This window comes from Pseudomonas sp. C8002 (assembly GCF_013385765.1).
GTDB lineage: Bacteria > Pseudomonadota > Gammaproteobacteria > Pseudomonadales > Pseudomonadaceae > Aquipseudomonas.
The window spans coordinates 10,635-10,853 of the sequence record NZ_JACAPJ010000047.1 but is presented as its reverse complement, the minus strand read 5'-3'; positions in this window follow the sequence as shown (position 1 = coordinate 10,853).

Here is a 219-nt window from a genome sequence, read left to right as displayed (position 1 = left end):
GTGTGTGCTCACTCCGGCTTTGGACCGTGGGCCGCCGTCATGGGCCATCCTTGGCCCAGGACGGCTAACCCGGCGTCCTGCCGGGTTACCCACGCTCCAAAGCCTGCGTTCGGCCAGCGTGGTTTAACGGGGCGCCTAAGATCAAGATCAAAAGCAGATCAAGAGCACAGCGGCCTACCGGCCGGCTTGAGTGTTGAAAAGCAAAAGCAAAAGCGGGCA